The following is a 16,172-nucleotide window of genomic DNA, read 5'->3' as shown; positions in this document are numbered from 1 at the left end:
GCCGGACCCCCGCCTGCCGGACCCCCGCCCGCCGGACCCCCGCCCGCCGGGCCCCCGCCCGCCGGGCCCACACCCGAGGAGCCGGCGCCGACCGGACCCGGGGGCGACAGCGGTCCGCCCTGGCGCCGCATCGCCCTCGTCGCCGGTGGAGTGTTCGCCGTGCTCGCGGCCCTCTATGTCGGTGACCTCGTCGTCTCCTCGGGGAACGTTCCGCGCGGCGTCACCGTTGCCGGCATCGAGATCGGCGGACGGTCGGTTCCGGAAGCCGAGCAGATCCTGCGGGCCGAACTCGGCCCGCGCACAGACGAGCCCGTCACCGTCACCGCGGGCGACGTGACCGCGCAGATCGTGCCGGCGCAGGCCGGTCTGGACGTCGACTGGGAGCACACCCTCGACCGCATCGGATCGCAGCCGCTCGATCCGATAACCCGCGTGACGTCGTTCTTCGGTGGCGGTGACGAGATCGGTGTCGTGTCCACCCGCGACGACGCCGCGCTGTCGGCCGCGATCGGCGGCGTGCGTGCGGTCGCCGACCGTGCACCCCGCGAGGGCAACCTCGTGTTCGACGGCGCAACGCCGGTGCCGGTGGCGCCGCTGCCCGGGCAGACCCTCGATGCGGAGGCCTCCGCAGACCTGTTCGCCGAGCGGTGGGCGTTCGGCGACGTCGAGTTCCCGGTCGAGACGGTCGACGTGACGGTCACGCCCGAGGGACTCGAGCGCGCACTGCGGGAGGTCGCGGATCCGGCCGTCGCCGGCGACGTGACGGTGCGCGGACGGGACGGGGCCGTCGCGACCCTGCCCAGCGACCGGATCGGCGCCGTGCTGACCTTCGTGCCGGACGGCAACGGGGGCCTGTCCCCGCAGTACGGGATCGAGGCCGCGACGGAGATCCTCCGGCCGCAACTGGCGGCGACCGAGGTCGAGCCGAAGGACGCCCGGATCGTGCTCGAAGGCGGCGGCCCGACGGTGATCCCGTCGGTCGCCGGCGAGCTCGTCGACTGGCCGGTGAGTCTCGAGTCGCTGCCGCAGCTGCTGGCCGCGCCGGGCGAGCGGGTGACCGACGCCGTGTACAAGCCGGCCGAGCCGGCGCTGACCACGGAGGCCGCCGAGAAGCTGGGCATCCGCGAGGTGATCGGTGAGTTCACCACCGGGGGCTTCGAGTACGCGTCGGGTGTGAACATCCGCCTGGCGGCGTCGGAGATCAACGGTGCGCTGGTGAAGCCGGGGGAGACGTTCTCGCTCAACGGCTACACGGGCCCGCGCGGCGCGGCGCAGGGGTATGTCGAGTCCGGGATCATCAACAACGGGCGCCCGTCCAAGGCCGTGGGCGGCGGCATCAGCCAGCTCGCGACCACCCTGTACAACGCGACGTACTTCGCCGGTATGGAGGACGTCGAACACACCGAGCACAGCTATTACATCTCGCGGTACCCGGCGGCCCGGGAAGCGACGGTCTACGAGGGCGCGATCGACCTGAAGTTCCGCAATCCCTCCGACACCGGGGTGCTGATCCAGGCGATCGGCACGTCGTCGGACATCACGGTGCGGATCTGGGGCACCAAGACCGTCGACGTCGAGTCCGTGACCGGTTCCCGCACCAACTTCACGGCACCGAACACGATCACCCTGCCGGCCGGGCCGGGATGCATCCCGTCGAGCGGTGCGCAGGGGTTCACGGTGAGCGACACCCGCATCATCACCGACGCGGCCAGCGGCCGGCAGATCTCGAGCACCACCCGCACGGTCCGCTACGACCCGGTGCCCGTGGTGCGCTGCGTCAGCGCCGAGCCGGAGCCCGAGCGGGAGTCGGCGCCGGCCGCACCGTCGCAGCCGGCGCCCGGTGAGGCGGAGACGCCCGGCGGTGGCGCGGAGGAACCTGCCGGCGCGCGCCCGGCCGTGACGACGACCCCGCAGCCCGCGCCGAGCGGCGCGGACGAGGCGGAGGAAGTTCCTGCCGCGGCGCCCGCGGCGGCATCGCCGACTGCGGCCGATACGGAGTAGCCGCGGCAGTCCGTGCACACAGCACTGTGCCCTCCCGTCGTGCGACGGGAGGGCACAGTGCTTCTGTCTACGTACTCGGCTTCTGTCTACGTACTCGGTTCCGCCCGAGCGCCGGCTCAGAAGGCCGCTTCGTCGAGCTCCATGAGGTCGAGGTCGACGTTGGCGACGATGCTGCGCACGGCGGTCAGCTCGGGCAGGACGTTCTTGGCGAAGAAGCCGGCGACGGCGACCTTGCCTTCGTAGAACGCCTTGTCCTTGGAATCCGGGCCGGCGTCGAGGGCCGCGAGGGCGATCTCGGCCTGCTCGAGCAGCCGCCAGCCGATGAGCAGGTCACCGACGGCCAGCAGGAACCGCACCGAGCCCAGGCCCACCTTGTACAGCTCGGTGGGCTGTTCCTGGGCGCCCATGAGGAAGCCGGTCAGGGTGGCGGTCATGGCCTGGACGTCCTCGAGCGCGGTGGCCAGCAGGGCCCGCTCCGACTTGAGGCGCTCGTCGGCGCTGTCGGAGGCGAGGAACTTCTGGATCTGGCCGGTCACGTGTGCCAGGGCGACGCCGCGGTCACGCGCGATCTTGCGGAAGAAGAAGTCCTGCGCCTGGATCGCGGTGGTGCCCTCGTAGAGGGAGTCGATCTTCGCGTCGCGGATGTACTGCTCGATCGGGTAGTCCTGCAGGAAGCCCGAGCCGCCGAACGTCTGCAGCGAGTCCGTCAGGTACTGGTAGGCGCGCTCGGAGCCCACACCCTTGACGATCGGCAGCAGCAGATCGTTGACGCGGTGCGCCAGCTCGTGGTCGGCACCGGAGATCTGCTCGGCGACGACGTCGTCCTGATGCGCGGCGGTGTAGAGGTAAACCGCGCGCAGACCCTCGGCGTAGGCCTTCTGCATGGCCAGCGAGCGTCGCACGTCCGGGTGGTGGGTGATGGTGACCCGGGGGGCGGTCTTGTCGGTCATCTGGGTCAGGTCGGCGCCCTGCACGCGCTCCTTGGCGTAGGCCAGGGCGTTGAGGTAACCGGTCGACAGCGTCGCGATGGCCTTGGTGCCCACCATCATGCGAGCGTGCTCGATGACGTCGAACATCTGGGCGATGCCGTTGTGGACCTCGCCGACGAGCCAGCCCTTGGCCGGGACGCCGTGCCCGCCGAAGGTGAGCTCGCAGGTGGCGGACGCCTTCAGGCCCATCTTGTGCTCGACGTTGGTGACGAACACGCCGTTGCGCTCACCCATCTCGTTCTTCTCGAAGTCGAAGTGGAACTTCGGGACGAAGAAGAGCGAGAGGCCTTTGGTGCCGGGGCCGGCGCCTTCCGGGCGGGCGAGGACGAGGTGGAAGATGTTCTCGAACAGGTCGTCGGAGTCGGCCGAGGTGATGAACCGCTTGACGCCCTCGATGTGCCAGGTGCCGTCGTCCTGCTTGATCGCCTTGGTGCGGCCGGCGCCGACATCGGAGCCGGCGTCGGGCTCGGTCAGCACCATGGTGGCGCCCCAGCCGCGTTCGACGATGGTCGCGGCCCACTGCTTCTGCTCGTCGGTGCCGTTGGCGTGGAGCACACCGGCGAAGGAGGGGCCGGCGGCGTACATGAAGGCGGCCGGCTGGGCGCCGAGCATCATCTCGTTGACGGCCCAGCTCAGGGCGCGCGGTGCGGGCGTTCCGCCGATCTCCTCCTCGAGGCCCATGGACCAGTAGCCGGCCTCGTACCAGGAGTTGAACGCCTTCTTGAAGCCCTCGGGCAGCGAGACCGAGTGGGTCTCGGGGTCGAAGACCGGAGGGGTGCGGTCGGTCTCGGCGAAGGACTCCGCCGCCGGGCCCTCGGTGAGGGTCTTCACCTCGGCCAGGATGCCACGAGAGGTCTCCTCGTCGAGGTCGCCGAACTGCCCGGCCTCGAGGAGCGTCTGAATCCTCAGCACCTCGAAGAGGTTGAACTCCAGATCCCGGAGGTTGCTCTTGTAATGGCCCATGTCTGCGCTACTCCCAGTGAGATGGTGCGGTCAAGCTGTGTTCGAGTACCGCCCAAGTTATTACTCGTCGGTAACATCCGCCTATGTTACCCGTCGGGCAACTAACTGCCAAGAGTTGGTTTGTGGGCCACCACCAACGCATCGATCGCCATTCCGGCGTCCGTTTCCCGCATTCTTCGTTCGGCGGTCCGGATTTGCAGTCGGCCATCGATTTCCGCGACGACATCTGCTGGGGTGTAGAGGATTTCGGGATCCCGGGGACCGCCGGCACCCTCGGTGGGATTGAGCGAATCGTGGCCCAGAAATATGAGGATTCCATCAGGTTTCAGGGCCGCGATCGCATTGTCGATCAATGCCTGTCGCTGTGGTGGAGGGAAATGGAGATAGGCCGAGAGGACGAGATCATATCGAGCCTCGAAAGTGGCCCCGGTCACGTCGGCGCACTCGTACGTCAGGCGTTCGCGCACCCGCCGTGGCGCCTGCGCCGCGATCGCCCGGGCCTTGTCCACCGCCACGCGGGAGAAGTCGAGTCCGGTCACCTCCCAGCCGCGCGTGGCCAGCCAGAGCGAGTGCCGGCCCTCGCCGCAGCCCAGATCCAGAGCCCGGCCGTGCGGCAGCGACGTCGCGAACTCGACGAGCACCGGGTTCGGCGGCACCCCCCACACCGTCTCGCTCTTCGCGTACCGCGCATCCCACTCCCGTGCGTCCATGGACGCACGGTAGCCCGGACGCCGCGCGGGTCAGGGGTGGAGCGTGGTGCGCAGCAGGAGCACGTTGTAGTTCTGGTGCACGGTCGTGAGGAAGTACAGGTCCGGGCCCGACGACCACGGGTGGATGTACGCGCCGTACGCCGTCGGCAGTTCGCGGGTGTCGAGGACGACCTCCGGCGCGCTCCACGGCCCTGTCGGCGACGGTGCCCGGCGCAGCACGACGGAGTTGTGCGCGTCGGTGGTCAGCAGGACGAACTGCCCGAGGTGGTCGTTCCACTGCACCGACAGTTCCGCCGCACCACCCGTCATCACCGGGCGCGCCGCGTTCACGTCGCGGACCCACGCGCCGCCGTCCCAGTACTCGTACGCCGCGAGGTCGAGGATCTGCTGTTCCGGTACCCGCGCCAGGTGCACCGGCCCGCCACGACCGGGCGGGGTGCCGTACTGATAGACGAACCCGCCGTGCCGGACGAAGGCACCCATCTGGAAGTTCCGGTTCCCGTCGGCGTTCGGCCGCTCGGTCTGCGGCGCCACCGTCCAGTTCTCCCCGTTGTCGTGGGAGAAGGCCAGGCCGGAGAAGTTGGTCTCCCACGAACCGGCCGGCCCCCAGTTCTTCACCGACATCAGGCTCAGGAACTGGGTGTCGCCGACGGCGATCCCCGCGGTGGGGATCCGGCTGATCTCCACGAACGGGATCTTCGGGCTCGGGACGAGTTCCTTGGCCTGGCCGAAGAAGTCGCGGGCCGCGCTGTCGAACGTCATCCCGTCGGCGAGGTGGCGGTCCGAGCTGCGGAACAGGGAACTGCTGCGCCAGGCCCAGATACTGCCCGACAGCAGATTGGGCACGCCGAGGCCCGCGGTGTCACCGAACGCGGTCAGCACCTGGCCGCGCCCGTTGTCCCACATCACGCCCAGGTCGGTGCCCAGGACGTTCAGATCCTGGGTGCGGTTGGTGCTGAGCATCCCGGTCTGCTGTGCCACCACCTGGGTGCGGCCGCGCAACTCCGGCAGGCCGTTGACCCCGTTGAGGCCCGGGATGGGATTGATCGCGTTCGGGTTCGCCGCGGAGGTGCCCGCGAACGGGACCAGGGCGACGACCGCACAGGTCAGTGCGGTGACCCCGACTCGGAACGAGGCACGTCGGTAACCCCCATTACGTGTGTGCACGGCCACAGACGGTAACAGCGAGTGACAACCGTCACACGTCCTTCGGTGTCCGTCGGCGTGTCCTGGCGGTACTCGCACGAGGCCCGGGCCGACGGGTGGGCTCCGCTACGATTCGCGCGCGCGTTACCGTGTCAGGGACGCGATGCACTGACGAGCAGTGCACGAAGCAGAGGAGATTCGCCTGATGGGTGCACAGATCGCCGGTCCCGCCCCGCTGCGGAACACCGCACTGCTCGGGCTGGGCGTGCACCGCCCCGAGCGGGTCGTGACCAACGACGAGATCTGCCAGCAGATCGACTCGAGCGACGAGTGGATCCAGTCGCGGTCCGGCATCAAGGAACGGCGCTTCGCGAAGCCGCACCCCGAGGAGTCGGTGGTGGACATGGCGATCGCGTCGGCCCGCAAGGCGCTCGAGGCCGCCGACATCACCGGTGATCGTGTCGGTGCCGTCATCGTGGCCACCTCGACCTACCCGAATCAGACGCCGCAGTCCGCGGCGCTGGTCGCGCACGCCCTGGGCACCGGGGGCGCGGCCGCTCTCGACATCTCGGCCGGGTGCGCCGGGTTCTGCTACGCGCTCGGCGTGGCGTCCGACATGGTGCGCACCGGGACCGAGGACTACGTGGTCGTCGTCGGCGTCGAGCGCATGAGCGACACCACCGAACCCACCGACCGCTCGGTGCGGTTCATCTTCGGCGACGGCGCCGGTGCCGTGGTCGTCGGCCCGTCCGACGAGGTGGGTATCGGTCCCACCGTGTGGGGGTCGGACGGCTCCCAGGCCGACGCCATCCGCCAGGAACCGGACTGGGTGAGCTTCGCGGACAACCCCGATCAGAAGCGGCCCTGGATCATCATGGAGGGCACCGCGGTGTTCCGCTGGGCTGCCTTCGAGATGGGGAAGATCGCCCGCCAGGTCGCCGACAAGGCCGGTGTCGAACTCGCCGCCCTCGACGCGTTCGTGCCGCACCAGGCCAACCTGCGCATCAACGACGTCATCGTCCGGCAGCTCGACCTGCCGGAGACGGTGGCCGTCGCCGACGACATCATCGAAACGGGCAACACCTCCGCCGCGTCCATCCCCCTCGCGATGGAGAAGATGCTGCGCACCGGCCAGGTCCGGCCCGGCGGGCTCGCCCTGCTGCTCGCCTTCGGCGCCGGACTGTCCTACGCGGGGCAGGTCGTGAAGATGCCGCAGCTCGCGCAGTAGTGGCCGCGGCGAACTCGACCGGTCGTCGTCGCTGGTTGTGGTTGCTCGCCTACGTGCTCGCCTTCGTCGCCTTCGTCGTCCTCCAGCAGACGTACGGCGGCGACGAGGCGGGTCCCGGCGGGTCCACGTCGGCGCCCGTCCCGGCCCCGTCGTCGGCCGCCGCCGCCGAGGCGGTCGAACTGCTGAAGAGCCTCGCCGTGCGGGAACCGGACCCCTCCGGCGGGTACGACCGTGCGCTGTTCGGGCCGGCGTGGACCGACGACGTGACCGTCGCGGGCGGGCGCAACGGCTGCGACACCCGCAACGACGTCCTGAAGCGGGATCTGGTGAACATCAAGCTGGCACCGGTGACGAAGGAGTGCACCGTCGAGGCGGGAACCCTGTACGACCCGTACACGGGCCGGGAGATCTACTTCCGGCGCGGGGTGGACACGTCGTCGGCGGTGCAGATCGATCACGTCGTCGCCCTGTCGGACGCGTGGGAGAAGGGTGCGCGCCTGCTCGACGCACAGGCCCGCAAGAATCTCGCGAACGATCCCCGGAACCTCCTTGCCGTCGACGGACCGACGAACCAGGGCAAGGGCGACAAGGACGCGGCGCAGTGGCTGCCCCCCAACCCCGAGTACCGCTGCACCTACGTCTCCCGGCAGATCGAGGTGAAGGCCGAGTACGGACTGTGGATCACGCCGGACGAGAAGGATGCGATGGCCGGCGTCCTGGCCACCTGCTGACCGGTCTCAGGCGCGGCGGTGCGCGACGTGCTTGCGGACCGCCGTCACCACCCCGACCGCCGAGGCGACGATCACCACGATGCACACGATGCCGACGGCGAGGTTCAGCTGAGCCGTCAGGTCCGAGCCCGCGCGCTCGCGCAGGTCGGACAGGAACTGCGGGGAGAAGTACGGCCGGTGCACGAGCACGGCCGTGGCCACCGCGACGGCGAGCAGGTCGGAGACCACCGACAGTGCGGTGACGACCGTCGTCCAGCTGCGCACGGCCAGCGCGACGCTCGCCGAGACCACCCACAGCACCGCGACGGCCACCATCGCGGGCACCAGCCGGTCGGTGAAACTGGGGTCGAGCGCCTCGTACCCGGCACCGAAGAACGACGGCGCCAGCGACGGGGACAGGCCGGCCACGCCGATCAGCACGACCACCGCGAACACCAGTTCCGCGACCGCCTCCCCGACCGGGATCTCCCGGCCGTGCGGCACCGCGGGCAGATCGTCCGGATCCCACCGCCCGAGATCCGTGCCGGCGGGCGCGGTGCGTTCGATCACCGCGAACACGACGGTCACCCAGAAGGCGGCGTACACACCGCCGGTCAGGGCCGCATCGATCGCGTCCCACACGACGTCGGCGCCGTCGAGGGGCGCGGCCGCGGGGTCGGTGGCCTCGGTCAGGGCGGCGAGCAGGGTCAGACCGCCGAGCACCGCCGCCACCACGCCGACGACGGGCCACAGCACCCGCAGATAGGTGTCGTAGAACCTCGGGCCGATCAGGTGCCGCGGCGCGCCCCGGTAGGTGCGGGCGAGATCCTCCGGGGACCCCAGGTCGGCGAGCACCGCACGCGTCTCGTGCTCGGCACCGGCGTCCTCGAGGCGACGGCGCAGGTCGGCGGCCACCTCGGCGCGCCGGGACCGGGGCAGGTGGACGAGGACGGCGTGCAGGTACCGCTCGACGAGTTCCCCGTCGGTGAGGCGGGTGGACATCCCGGTGTTCCTTTCGTTCGGTGCCGGCCCGCGAGCGGCCGGCGCGACGACCCGCGCCGCCCGGGGCCGGGCGGTACTGTGCCGGTACACAGTATTGGGCAGGACCTGCGAGGGTGTGGGGCAGCGCGATGACGGCCGAGCCGCTCGACGAGTACTTCACCGCCACCGTCCGCGGCTGGAGCGCCGGGGCCGGGCAGGCGTCGAACGAACCGGTGCTGCGGTACTTCGACGCGCAACTGCAGTCCCGTCACCTCGACTTCGCGGCCCGCGAGATGCAGCGACGCGGTGCCGGGTTCTACACCATCGGTTCGTCCGGCCACGAGGCGAACGCCGCGCTGGGGCTGCTGTCGCGGGTCACCGATCCGGCGCTGCTGCATTACCGGTCGGGTGCCTTCTACGCCGCGCGGGCGGCCCAGGTGCCGGGCACGACGCCGGTGCGGGACGTGCTCGCCGGGTGCGCCGCCTCGACGCTCGATCCGATCTCCGGCGGCCGGCACAAGGTGTTCGGCAACGCCGAGTTGAACATCCTCCCGCAGACCTCGACGATCGCGTCCCATCTGCCGCGCGCGGTGGGGGCGGCGTTCGCCCTCGCCCGCGCGTCCCGGTTGGGCCTGCAGTGCCCGTGGCCCGCGGATTCGGTGGTGCTGTGCAGCTTCGGGGACGCCTCCGCCAACCATTCCACCGCGGTCGGTGCGCTCAATGCGGCTGCCTACTGCGCGTACCGGGGCCTGCCGCTGCCGCTGCTGTTCGTGTGCGAGGACAACGGGCTCGGCATCAGTGTCCGCACGCCGGAGGGCTGGACGGAACGGGCCCTCTCGTCGTACCCGGGGGTGAGCTACCGCGCGGCCGACGGCGCGGACCCGGTCGGGGTGCTCGCGGCCGTCGCGGACCTGCTCGTCGCCGTCCGGACCGCACGCGCACCGGCCGTGCTGCATCTGAGGGCGGTACGGTTCCTCGGCCACGCCGGCTCCGACGCCGAGACCGCGTACCGCAGCCGCGAGGAGATCGCCGCCGACTACGCCCAGGATCCGTTGCTGGCCACCGCACGTGTCCTCGTCGACCACGGAACGCTCACCCCCGCACAGGTGCTCGAACGATACGAGGCGGTGCGCGCCGTCGTCGCCGCGGAGGTGGACGCCGTCGCGGATGCCCCCCGGCTGGGGTCGGCCGCCGAGGTGATGCGGCCGCTGCACATGCACGGCCGGCGCCGGGTTCCGGACGGGCCGGAGCCCGCGACGACGGAGCCCTGCACGCTCGCCCAGGCCGTGAACGGCGCGCTCGCCGGAATTCTCGACGAGATCCCGGAATCGTTCGTGTTCGGGGAGGACGTGGCCGAGAAGGGCGGGGTGTACGGCCTCACGCGTGGCCTGCTCCGCCGATTCGGGCCGCGGCGCGTCTTCGATACCGTCCTCGACGAGCAGACGATCCTCGGCACGGCACTGGGATTCGCGGTGACGGGCCTGCTGCCGATTCCGGAGATCCAGTACCTGGCCTACCTGCACAACGCCGAGGACCAGTTGCGCGGCGAGGCGGCGAGCCTGATGTTCTTCTCCGACGGCCGCTTCCGCAACCCGATGGTGGTGCGCATCGCCGGCCTCGCCTACCAACGGGGGTTCGGTGGGCACTTCCACAACGACAACTCCGTCGCGGTGCTGCGCGACATCCCCGGTCTGGTGCTCGCGGTGCCGAGCCGCCCGTCGGTCGCCGGGGCACTGCTGCGCAGTTGCGTGCACCTCGCGCGCAGCGAGGGCCGGGTGTGCGTGTTTCTCGAGCCGATCGCGCTGTACCACGAACGCGACCTGTACGACGAGGGCGACGGGCTGTGGCGTGAGCCGCCCGATTCCGTTGCGGTACAGCCCGGTTCGGTGCGGGTGTACGGCACGGGCGAGGACGTGCTGCTCGTGACGTTCGGCAACGGCGTCCGGATGAGCCTGCGTGCGGCTCGTCGGCTGTCGGCGCGCGGTGTGCAGGCCGCGGTGCTGGACCTGCAGTGGCTGGCCCCGCTGCCGCTGGCGGAACTCCTCGCGTGCGCACAGTCCTTCCCGCGCGTGCTGGTGGTGGACGAGACGCGGCGCAGCGGCGGGGTGTCGGAGGCGGTGGTCACCGCGCTGGTGGACGCGGGCTACCGGGGCCGGATCTCGCGGGTCACCAGCCGGGACAGTTTCGTGCCGCTCGGCCCGGCGGCGGCCGAGGTGCTGCTGTCCGAGGACGACGTCGTCAGCGCGGCCGCCGAGTAGCGGCGCCCAATCGGTGGGCCCCGGTCGGTGGGCCCCGGTCGGTGGGCTCCGGTCGGTGGGCCGTGGTCCGCCCGGCCGGGACGAAGGTCCCGGAAAGCAGGGACCTTCAGCGGGCGGAAATACCCGCCGGGGTACTTGAAGAGCCGACGCCGCGCGCCTACAGTCGTCGGTGAATACCCCACCGGGTATCTAGGGGCGTGGAGGCCCAGCCCGCGTCCGCGCCTGCGTCACGGACGGAAAGGACTGTTCACATGTCGCTCCATTCAGGCAACGGTGCCGCGCGACATCGAGTACTCGTCGTCGGAGGTGGCACGGCCGGAATCGCGACCGCTGCGCGCCTGCGCCGGGCCGGCGTCACCGACATCGCGGTGATCGAGCCCTCCGACGAGCACTGGTACCAGCCCCTGTGGACCCTCGTCGGCGGAGGCCAGGCGTCGCTGGACGAGACCCGCCGAGCCGAGGAGAAGCTGATCCCCAAGGGCGTCCGGTGGATCCGGGCCGCCGCGACCGCCGTCGACCCCGACGCGCAGACCGTCACGACCGACCGCGGGACCGTCGTCGGCTACGACTATCTGGTGCTCGCCACCGGACTGCACCTCGACTGGGACGGTGTGCCGGGCCTCGCCGACGCCGTCGGGCACGGTGCCGTCTCGAGCAACTACTCCCCGCGGTACGCCCCCTACACGTGGGAGCTGATCCGCAACATGCGCTCCGGCACGGCGATCTTCACGCAGCCGGCGGGACCGATCAAGTGCGCCGGCGCGCCGCAGAAGATCGCCTACATCGCCTCCGACTACTGGCGGCGGCAGGGCCTGCTGGACGGGATCCGCGTCATCCTCGTCCTGCCCGGTGACTCGATGTTCGGCATCCCGTCCTGGCGGCGGACCCTCGAGGGGGTCGCCGCGCGGTACGGCATCGAGGTGCGCCTGAGCTCGGAGATGACCGCGCTCGACGGGGCGTCGCGCAAGGCGACGATCGTGAACAACGCCACCGGAGACGAGGAGATCGTCGGGTTCGACATGCTCCACGCCGTGCCTCCGCAGCGCGCGCCCGGCTGGGTCGCGGCGAGCCCGCTCGCCAACCCGGCGAGCCCCTTCGGGTACGTCGAGGTCGACAAGCACACGCTTCAGCACCGCCGGTACCCCAACGTGTTCGCGCTCGGCGACGTCGCGGACCTGCCGACGTCGAAGACCGGCGCCGCCGTCCGCAAGCAGGCGCCCGTCCTCGTCGCCAACCTGGTCGCCGAGATGCGCGGGGTCGGCAAGCGCAAGAGCTACGACGGGTACTCGTCCTGCCCGTTCGTCACCGCCCGGGACAAGATGATGCTCGCGGAGTTCGACTACGAGCTCGAGCCGTCCCCGAGCATTCCGGTCATCGACACCACCAAGGATCGCCGCGACATGTGGCTGCTCAAGCGCTACGGCCTGCCGGCGATGTACTGGCACGGAATGGTCAAGGGCCGCGTCTGACCCCCAGTCTGCGTCACCGCAGGCGGCGCAGCGCGATCGGCTGCCCGTCGGACGGGTACGGCAGCGACGTGAAGTTCAGTGGGGCAACGTAATCGGACGGCACATGCCAGCTGTACCCGAGCAGCAGGTGGTGCAGCACCGTCTTGATCTCGGCGCCGGAGAAGTACATGCCCAGGCAACGGTGCTCTCCGGCGCCGAACGGCGTCCACGCGAACTTGTGCACTCGGTCCTCGCGGCGTTCCGGGGAGAAGCGGCCGGGATCGAACTTCTCCGGCTCCGGCCACAACTCGGCCATGTGGTGGCTGTAGTGCAGCCCGACGTTGATCAGGGTGCCGCGCGGCACGAAGTGGCCGAGGATGTCGGTGTCGGCGGTGGTGTACCGGACGATGCCGGGCACCGGCGTCACGAGCCGCTGGCATTCCTTGATCACCAGGTCCAGGCTGGTGAGCGATTCGAGGTCCGTCAGGGTCGGGGTCGTCGTGCCGAGCGCCTGCGACTCCTCCCGGCACAGTTGCTGCCACTGGGGGAACTGACCGAGGTATTGCAGCACGGTGGACAGCGTGATCGTCGAGGTGTCGTGCGCGGCCATCATCAGGAAGATCATGTGGTTGACGACGTCCTCGTCCGAGAACCGTTCGCCGTCCTCCGATTCCACGTGACACAGTGCGGTGAACAGGTCGTCGCCGTCGCCGGCGCGACGCGCCGGCAGGTAGCGCCGGAAGAACTCCTCGAGCCGGCGACGGCCCACCACGCCACGGCGCCAGCGGGTTCCGGGCAGGGGGTAGCGCACGATCGCGGTGGCCGCCTGCACGCACCCGATGAAGGCCTTGTTCACCTCGGCCATCTCCGTGGCCGACGAGCCCTCGGCGCCGCCCATGAAGATCGAGGTGGCGAGCCCGAGCGTGAGTTCCTTGAGCGCCGGGTAGGCGCGGAAGTCCTCGCTCGGCGTCCACGAGTCGAGGGCCCGGGCGATCGCGGGCTGCATCGAGTCCGTGTACCGGGCGAGGCGGTCCCGGGTGAAGGCCTGTTGCATGATCCGGCGGTGCGTGCGGTGCTCGTCGCCGTCGAGCAGCATCAGGCCGCGATCGAAGAACGGGCCGATGAGGGTGCGCCAGCCCGGACCGTTCGCGAGTGCCCGGTCGCGGTTCTGCAGCGCGGCGCCGCAGGCGTCGGGGCCGAGCAGCACCACCCAGGGCCGGCCCGCGAACCGGAACCAGGACACCGGCCCGTGTTCGCGGTAGCGCCGGTCGTAGGCCCTCAGCGGGTTGCGCATGTAGTCGAGGGCGTACCCGACGTACGGCAGGCCGGCGTCCCCGGGAACGGCGGTCAGACCGGGCGGGGAGGGTGCGAGCACTTTCGTCATGGGGTCTCCGATTCGTCGGACCGTATCTGACATGAAGCTCTGTCAATTGACTGTAGCGTGGATCACAGGCCGTGATCTGTCAAGATTCGACTATGGACCGGCCCAGTCGTCAGTACCGCGGAAAGAGCGCCGAGCAGCGCACCGCCGACCGCCGCGAGCAGTTGCTCGAGGCCGGTCTGACGGTGTTCGGCCGCGACGGTGGCGACCGTGCCACCATGACCGCGATCTGCCAGGAGGCCGGGCTCACCGAACGGTACTTCTACGAGAGTTTCTCCGGCCGGGACGAGCTGCTCGTGTGCGTCGTCGAGCGGATCGCCGACGAGATCCGGGAGCGCGCGCTGGCCGCACTCGCCGAATCCGAGCGCGGACCGGAGGAGCGGGCCCGCGCCGCCATCGCCGCGTTCGTCGCGGTCCTGACCGACGATCCCCGCAAGGGCCGGGTCGCCGTCGTCGAGTCCACCGGGTCCGAGCCCGTGCGCGTCCGCCGCCGGGAACTGCTGCGCCAGTTCGCCGGCCTCGTCGCCGTGGAATCCCGCGAACTGTGGGGCGACCGCGCCCTGCAGCCGCCCCACGATCAGATCGCCGCGCTCCTGTTCGTCGGGGGTCTCGCCGAGCTCACGACCGCCTGGCTCGGCGGGGAGATCGACGTGACCCCCGATCAGATCGTCGAGTCCGCGACCCGCCAGTACGTGTTCACCGCTCACCGCTGAGGCTGTCGTCGCGCTCGGTCCGCTCCGCGCGCCGCCGGGCACCCGGCAGCCGCCACACGGGCTCGAGCGCCGCGGTCTCCTCGGCCGTGGCCACCCGGAACGGCGGCGTCGTGGGCGCTTCGAGGCCGCGACGGCCCTGGCCGCGGGTGGCGCGCAGGCTGGCGACGATCGATACGGTCAGGATCGTGGCGACGACGGCCAGCGAGATCGGCGTCGGAATGTAGAACACGTCGATCTTGAGCAGCATCTTGATGCCCACCCACACCAGCACCAGAGCCAGCCCGATCTTCAGGTACACGAAGCGGTGGATCAGGTCTGCGAGCAGGAAGTACATCGCCCGCAGTCCGAGCACCGCGAATGCGTTGGCGGTGAAGACGAGGAACGGTTCGTCCGTGACGGCGAAGATCGCGGGGATCGAGTCGACCGCGAAGACGATGTCGGTGATCTCGATGAGGACGAGTACCGCAAGCAGTGGGGTGGCCAGCAGCGCACCCCCGCGACGGACGAGGAACTTCTGTCCGTGGTAGGCGTCGGTCATCGGCACGTGGCGGCGGAACAGCCGTAGCGCCCGGGACTTCTCGGGATCGAGGTGCTCGTCGCGCTGCCGGATCATCCGGTAGCCGGTGTAGAGCAGGAACGCCGCGAACAGGTAGAGAATCCAGCCGAAGCTCGCGATCAGCACCGATCCCGCCGCGATGAACAGACCCCGGAACACCAGGGCGCCGAGCACGCCGAGGAACAGGACCCGGTGCTGGTACTCGCGCGGCACGGCGAAGTACGTCAGGATGATCGCCCAGACGAAGACGTTGTCGACGGCGAGCGACTTCTCGATCAGGTAGCCGGAGAAGTACTGCTGGCCGAACTCCGAGCCGTACTGCCACCAGATCAGCGCGCCGAATCCGACGCCGGTAGCGACCCAGAACACCGACCAGCCTGCGGCCTCGCGCACACCGATCACGTGAGCACGCCGGTGCGCGAACAGATCCACGGCCAGCATCGCCACGATCGCGGCGAGTACCGCCGCCCACAACCACAACGGAACGGTCATCAGGACCACCTTTCAGCCTCGAACGGCCGAAAGTCTTTCCCGGCTCCGGTGAGCCCGCTCCGCCGGAGAGCCGGCGGACGGCTCCCGAGTTGACGACGAAGCGCGGAGGGATACTCCCTTTCGCGAACTTAGATTAGTGAAGAGTGTTTCCGGTTAATTGTCAAGGGGGCGGGATGCGGAAGTGAAGAGCAATACCGGAAACCGTGGTGCCCTATGGTGTGCAGGTGACCTCCTCCGCCCGCTCGTCATCCGCCGCCGGCGAGGACCGCGCCCGGGGCTGGACGTTCCTGACCAACCATGCGCACGTGCTGCTGTGTGTCGCGCGGGGCGGACAACCCACCGTCCGCGAACTCGCGCAACGGATCGGGATCACCGAGCGCTCCGTGCAGACGATCCTCGCGGATCTGGTCGACGGCGGGTACCTCACCCGCACCCGGGTGGGCCGCCGCAACACCTACTCGCTGAATCCGGAGGGGCGGCTGCGGCATCCGCTCGAATCCGCGCACACCGTCGGCGAACTGATCGACGCGCTGCGCTGAGCGGCCGGGAAGATGTCCGGCACGCGCCGTCACGGACACCTGCCTTGTGTGGCCGCC

13 protein-coding genes are annotated in these 16,172 nt (G+C 70.3%); 7 read left to right on the top strand and 6 right to left on the bottom strand.

All coding sequences use genetic code 11. The features are described 5' to 3' along the window. Positions 1-2,001 (top strand): VanW family protein (locus tag OEY_RS28225; RefSeq protein WP_443216039.1); only part of this gene is annotated, 2,001 nt, incomplete at its 5' end. Between the two features lie 116 nt (positions 2,002-2,117). On the opposite strand, the gene OEY_RS0108755 is transcribed toward OEY_RS28225, so the two are convergent. From OEY_RS0108755 to OEY_RS0108745, 3 genes are all read right to left on the bottom strand, one after another. Next, positions 2,118-3,953 (bottom strand): acyl-CoA dehydrogenase, encoded by a 1,836-nt coding sequence (locus tag OEY_RS0108755; protein ID WP_010593508.1) that lies wholly within the window; start codon positions 3,951-3,953, stop codon positions 2,118-2,120. Positions 3,954-4,054: 101 nt separating this feature from the next. After that, positions 4,055-4,663 carry a class I SAM-dependent methyltransferase gene (locus tag OEY_RS0108750; protein WP_010593507.1) on the bottom strand — a complete coding sequence of 203 codons (609 nt, stop codon included), beginning with the start codon at positions 4,661-4,663 and terminating at the stop codon, positions 4,055-4,057. Between the two features lie 30 nt (positions 4,664-4,693). Then, positions 4,694-5,752: a DUF4185 domain-containing protein gene (locus OEY_RS0108745; protein WP_225222666.1), complete on the bottom strand. Its 1,059-nt coding sequence runs from the start codon at positions 5,750-5,752 to the stop codon at positions 4,694-4,696. Between the two features lie 262 nt (positions 5,753-6,014). Between OEY_RS0108745 and OEY_RS0108740 the strand changes: the two genes are divergently transcribed. Both OEY_RS0108740 and OEY_RS0108735 read left to right on the top strand, forming a co-directional pair. Beyond that, positions 6,015-7,037 carry a beta-ketoacyl-ACP synthase III gene (locus OEY_RS0108740; protein ID WP_010593505.1) on the top strand — a complete coding sequence of 341 codons (1,023 nt, stop codon included), beginning with the start codon at positions 6,015-6,017 and terminating at the stop codon, positions 7,035-7,037. Further along, entirely contained in the window at positions 7,037-7,768 is a 732-nt protein-coding gene (locus OEY_RS0108735) for an HNH endonuclease family protein (RefSeq protein ID WP_010593504.1), read from the top strand. The genes OEY_RS0108740 and OEY_RS0108735 overlap by 1 nt, the downstream gene beginning before the upstream one ends. Positions 7,769-7,774: 6 nt before the next feature. Here the strand turns inward: OEY_RS0108735 and OEY_RS0108730 are convergent, their stop codons facing one another. Further along, positions 7,775-8,749 (bottom strand): HAAS signaling domain-containing protein, encoded by a 975-nt coding sequence (locus OEY_RS0108730; RefSeq protein WP_010593503.1) that lies wholly within the window; start codon positions 8,747-8,749, stop codon positions 7,775-7,777. Positions 8,750-8,877: 128 nt separating this feature from the next. On the opposite strand from OEY_RS0108730, the gene OEY_RS0108725 reads away from it, so the two are divergent. Both OEY_RS0108725 and OEY_RS0108720 read left to right on the top strand, forming a co-directional pair. After that, positions 8,878-10,986 carry a thiamine pyrophosphate-dependent enzyme gene (locus tag OEY_RS0108725; protein ID WP_029539959.1) on the top strand — a complete coding sequence of 703 codons (2,109 nt, stop codon included), beginning with the start codon at positions 8,878-8,880 and terminating at the stop codon, positions 10,984-10,986. 251 nt (positions 10,987-11,237) lie between these two features. Further along, positions 11,238-12,455: an NAD(P)/FAD-dependent oxidoreductase gene (locus OEY_RS0108720; RefSeq protein WP_010593501.1), complete on the top strand. Its 1,218-nt coding sequence runs from the start codon at positions 11,238-11,240 to the stop codon at positions 12,453-12,455. 13 nt (positions 12,456-12,468) lie between these two features. Here OEY_RS0108720 and OEY_RS0108715 read toward each other — a convergent pair whose 3' ends face one another. After that, positions 12,469-13,818: a cytochrome P450 gene (locus OEY_RS0108715; RefSeq protein WP_010593500.1), complete on the bottom strand. Its 1,350-nt coding sequence runs from the start codon at positions 13,816-13,818 to the stop codon at positions 12,469-12,471. Between the two features lie 92 nt (positions 13,819-13,910). Here OEY_RS0108715 and OEY_RS0108710 point away from each other — a divergent pair, with 92 nt between their 5' ends. Next, on the top strand, positions 13,911-14,528 hold the full coding sequence (locus OEY_RS0108710) for a TetR/AcrR family transcriptional regulator (RefSeq protein ID WP_010593499.1): 618 nt from the start codon (positions 13,911-13,913) through the stop codon (positions 14,526-14,528). Here OEY_RS0108710 and OEY_RS0108705 read toward each other — a convergent pair. After that, positions 14,512-15,576 carry a TerC family protein gene (locus OEY_RS0108705; RefSeq protein WP_010593498.1) on the bottom strand — a complete coding sequence of 355 codons (1,065 nt, stop codon included), beginning with the start codon at positions 15,574-15,576 and terminating at the stop codon, positions 14,512-14,514. The two genes, OEY_RS0108710 and OEY_RS0108705, sit on opposite strands and share 17 nt — an antisense overlap. A 218-nt stretch (positions 15,577-15,794) precedes the next feature. On the opposite strand from OEY_RS0108705, the gene OEY_RS0108700 reads away from it, so the two are divergent. After that, positions 15,795-16,115, top strand: coding sequence for a helix-turn-helix transcriptional regulator (locus OEY_RS0108700; RefSeq protein WP_029539958.1), 321 nt, complete (start codon positions 15,795-15,797; stop codon positions 16,113-16,115). The last annotated feature ends 57 nt before the right edge of the window (positions 16,116-16,172 follow it).

It is taken from the genome of Rhodococcus sp. P14, from assembly GCF_000256505.1.
Lineage (GTDB): Bacteria > Actinomycetota > Actinomycetes > Mycobacteriales > Mycobacteriaceae > Rhodococcus > Rhodococcus ruber.
Note: the sequence above shows the minus strand (reverse complement) of the source record. Positions and strands in the feature narration are given on the sequence as shown.